This window comes from Bradyrhizobium sp. UFLA05-153 (genome assembly GCF_054185185.1).
The window spans coordinates 1-3,900 of sequence record NZ_JBBIAM010000264.1; the positions used below are offsets into that span (position 1 = coordinate 1).

The 3,900-nt window shown below is 56.5% G+C and carries 4 protein-coding genes; 3 read left to right on the forward strand and 1 reads right to left on the reverse strand.

The genetic code is table 11. The annotated features are described in order from the left end of the window. Positions 1 to 334: 334 nt before the first annotated feature. Positions 335 to 1,426 (reverse strand): Wzz/FepE/Etk N-terminal domain-containing protein, encoded by a 1,092-nt coding sequence (locus tag Q2941_RS51000; RefSeq protein ID WP_458197449.1) that lies wholly within the window; start codon positions 1,424 to 1,426, stop codon positions 335 to 337. Positions 1,427 to 2,051: 625 nt separating this feature from the next. On the opposite strand from Q2941_RS51000, the gene Q2941_RS51965 reads away from it, so the two are divergent. The 3 genes from Q2941_RS51965 (at position 2,052) to Q2941_RS51010 (ending at position 3,460) form a co-directional block, all read left to right on the forward strand. Then, the gene (locus Q2941_RS51965; RefSeq protein WP_479684055.1) at positions 2,052 to 2,204 is read left to right on the forward strand and encodes a polysaccharide biosynthesis/export family protein; all 153 of its coding nucleotides are present in this window, start codon (positions 2,052 to 2,054) and stop codon (positions 2,202 to 2,204) included. 69 nt (positions 2,205 to 2,273) lie between these two features. Continuing rightward, on the forward strand, positions 2,274 to 2,804 hold the full coding sequence (locus Q2941_RS51005; RefSeq protein WP_458197450.1) for a polysaccharide biosynthesis/export family protein: 531 nt from the start codon (positions 2,274 to 2,276) through the stop codon (positions 2,802 to 2,804). A 521-nt stretch (positions 2,805 to 3,325) separates the two neighbouring features. After that, the gene (locus Q2941_RS51010) at positions 3,326 to 3,460 is read left to right on the forward strand and encodes a hypothetical protein (RefSeq protein WP_458197451.1); all 135 of its coding nucleotides are present in this window, start codon (positions 3,326 to 3,328) and stop codon (positions 3,458 to 3,460) included. Positions 3,461 to 3,900: the final 440 nt, after the last annotated feature.

Consider the following 3,900-nt stretch of genomic DNA (forward strand, 5'->3'; position numbering starts at 1 on the left):
CTCACCGATATCGAACTCGGCGCCGAAATCGGAGCGGCTGGAAATGTGGGTAATTGAAAGCTTCACCGGACGGATACGATCCCGGCACCATCGTCCCGTTTAGTATATAGCACAAGCGTGCGAAACCTTAGGGGACATCGCGCAAGGATTGGTGTCGGAGCCCGTCTATCCAGGGCGACTATCCGCCAGAAGGTGTCTGGCCCGTCAAGCGACCCGTCGTAGAGGACGGGGCTTCTGGATGTATTCCTCGCAGCCTGGCGGTAAGCACGATTCGAAGCGGCTTCGTGTCCAGCACAAACTGACCGACGGTGGCACGCCGATGGTTAGGTATTCTTCACCCCGAACCCGTAAGGCGCACTGGCCTTGTCTGTGCCGGTGCTTCAGATTGATAATTTGGTCGAACCACGTCCGGAATGGGTCGCTCGATCCCGTCATCTTGTGCGCTTAGGCGAGGTTCCCGCCCGATGGTGAGGATTTCTGACAGATCGCGCAGTATTCCGATAGCGATGCCAAGAAGCCCCCCCACAACGATCGCTGCTCCAAGCACGATTCTAGCTTTTGGCCAACTGGCCCTCAAGGGTGGCGACGCCGCGGCGAGGAGACTTGCCTCAAACACCGGTGAGGAGTGTTGTCGCGTGGCTTCCATCTTACGCAGCACACGGCGAAAATTATCATAGGCGCTTTTGGATGATTCGGCAGCGGCTGCCAATTTATCGATGGTAGCAGGGGAATCCGCTGCATCTTTCCCACTTTTACTGTAATCCTCCAATGCCTTTTGGGCAGCCGATGCTTGAGTGCTCAATTCGTTCAATCGATCCTTAACCCATGGATCACTTTGCAGGTCGGCATTGTTCATTTGATAGCTAAAATATTTTTCTGCAATGGTGTTTAGGATCTGCGCCGCTCGATCAGGATCTCTGGATACGAATGCAATCTCGACAAGATACGTAGGGCCGATACGCTTGGCCGAAAGCTTAGTTCCAAACGATTCCACGGCATACCGCAAGGTGCGCGCTTTCGCTTCCGGTTTACTCCAGCCGAGCAGCCGGGAGATCAAGCCGCCGACTTGGCTCGTGGCAAATTCCGGGTCTTCAGCGAGGCCGAGCTTCTCGATCACGGCGCTAGCGATGCTCTCGGACTTTATGATTTCGATTTGACTTTCCACGATCGTTGCCACGGTCGCAGGGTCCCAAGCTGTCGTTTTCGAGTTTATTATGAGTTCCGCACTGGCAGTAAACTTGGGTGCCGCGGTGATAAGGTAAATTATGGCAATGCCAAGCGTTGCCAAACATGTCAGCAATATGATCAAGAGGCGTCGTCGTAGGAAGGCTACCACTTGGGCCAAGGACACGGCCGGCGCAGGACGAAATTCGGGCGGCGGCAAATTGTCCCGATTTATCCAATCATTCGTTGTATTCTGCAGCATTTCCGTACCAGTGCTGATGGTTGAGGCGCCGCGACGATAGCCAGGTCAAATACGCAAGGCGACTTATTAAGGAAAGAGTCGGTTAGCGGAAGGTACAGCGGACCGAGTCGCATCAATGAGCATTGCAATGTACCTTTTGAATAAGAGGTATTTGGCCGGGTTTGGCGAGAGGAGCGACCGGTGATTGACGGCGGCTGCAAAGTAGGCCGAACCGGTAGCGGCCATGACAACTAGCGCAACTAACCGGGTGGCGCTACCAACGCTTGCTGGGGCCGTCCTCTCGCGGTCGGCTATTGCTTCCAGAAAACATGTGAAGGCCGGCAAAGTGGTAAGGGTCATGGAACTCTAGATCCCGTCGCTCATCTGCGTTTGAATCAGTACATTCCGGGTCACTGGTTGGAAAAGGCAATAAATGGGTAACTACGATAGTCCATTGAGCCGCAGCACTACCGGCCTAATGTCTCAAGCAGCAATCAGCTCGCGCTCCCGCCCATCCAAATGGGTCAGATGGAGTGCGCCTTGGTGACCACGTTCTTACAGAGAGTTGCGGCCATGCCGAACTCCTTGTTTGCATGTTAATCGTTTCATAAAATGGGGCTTGGTGGCTGTTGGCCTGACGATTTCCGTGTCTCAAGCGAAGGCGGAATATATCGTAACCGTCGAAGATGTACTGGAGGTCGCGGTCGCCGGCGTGCCGGAACTAAAGCAGCGCGCCGCTGTCCAAATAGACGGGAACATTTCGTTGTCACTGTCGGAATGCTTCCGGCCGCCGGCCTGACCTTACCACAGATCCAAACTAAGATCGGACTCGCAGTGGCGAGCAAGGTGTTGCGACAGAGGAGTTCGGATGGCCGCGAGACCGCTGTCGTGGTTGATAAAGATGAAGTCACGGCCACCGTGGCCAGAATACAGGCCGATATACGTGAATGGTGACGTGTCAAAGCCGGGTGAGTACCCTTATCGTCCGTCGACCACCGCGCGCCAGCTTATCGCTGTGGCGGGCGGCTACGACATCATGCACATGAGAATGAACAACCCCTATCTCGAGTCAGCGGACTTGAGAAGCCAATATGGGTCGCTTTGGACGGAGTTCGCCAAAGAAGAGGCGCGTATATGGCGCATAAAGAACGAGCTCGGAGACGGCTCTCAGATCGACCACGCCCTTATGAAGGACATGTCCATCCCTTTTTCGGCCATCTCGGAAATCGTTAACACAGAAACGCAAATATTTGAAGACGAAGCAAAGCGATTATCAGCGAGAGAAGGCGTTCCTTCAGCGTGGCGTCCGAGAGGGAGACAACCAGGTCAACGTGCTAGCAGCTCAGCAGAAGAGAGGAAGAGGCATATCAGTCAGACCTCGACGAACTGCAGAAAGTGAACGACCTCTTCGGTAAGGGTTCCTTGGTCAGTCCTCGGGTCACGGATGCTCGTCGCACGGTACTGTTCCCTCGGGTCAACATGCGCCTTCAAAAAACAAAGGCTGCAGCGCTTTGGCAAACCGTGTGCGGAAGGCCCAGGATAGCGTGGTCAGACGTTCGTTTCTTCCGTAAAATTCGCCCCGTGTGCGACCCTTTCGGATTAACCCCGCGACCTCTATGCTTCGCCACTACGTCGCCGCGGCAACTGTCTTTTCCAACGTGCAGCATCGCGCAAAACACTGGCTCGAGTGGATCTGCCAGGATACGCAAATAGTTGCGAATGGCATCGTCTCACATTGTCGCCTTGTCGGTTGATGGAGTTTTTGTGCTCTAAATTCTCAACAGGCATTGACGACGTCAAATGCTCGCTTGGCACGGGGAATATCCGAGGAGCCTTTGAAGGACAGCCCGAAGCCGGCGCGCGGGAGCGTTCTGGTCTGGGGCACGCGGCCCCCACGACACTCGACCGCACGCACATGCAGTGGAGGACAAGCTCGTCAAGCTCGGCCCCGGCATGGCGGTGATGGTCGAGATCAAGCCCCGCTCGCGCAGGATCATCAGTTATCTTCTCTCGCCGCTGGCGAGGTACAAGCAGGATTCGCTGCGGGAGCGATAAGACCGGCTCGCGCAGCCTGCGCGCGGCGCGTAATCAATCCGAGGAGGGTGCTCGCGCGATCTCGCGTGCCATTCACGCAAGGGTAGCAGCGAACATCCTGCCAGGCGCCTGGACGTCGGGGAAGGTCGACGAAAGTGTCGCAGCTTTGCTCCGCGATGGGATCGTTCGCGCGACGGCAGTCGTTTCCGGGTCCCTGCGTCTACTTGTAGAGCCTTGCCGCAGCGCGAGTCCCCCGGTCCGTGCCCTTGCGGAGTAGGCCGTCGATAGGGGGACCGCGACGTGACTAGACTGGGGGACCAATGGAGCCGGCTCGGCGATCGGCTCCATCTCGGAGATCACTTCGAGAGCGCGATGCCCGGATCAACGGCTGTGAGCGCGCGACCGCTTGCCGCTCGTACCAGCGATCCATGGTTCATTCCCCAGATCGCCGCTTGCGTCCG

Coding starts and splice junctions, on each gene's coding strand:
- Q2941_RS51000 (WP_458197449.1), bottom strand. CDS start 1,426: ATGCTGCAGAATACAACGAATGATTGGATAAATCGGGACAATTTGCCG.
- Q2941_RS51005 (WP_458197450.1), top strand. CDS start 2,274: ATGGCCGCGAGACCGCTGTCGTGGTTGATAAAGATGAAGTCACGGCCA.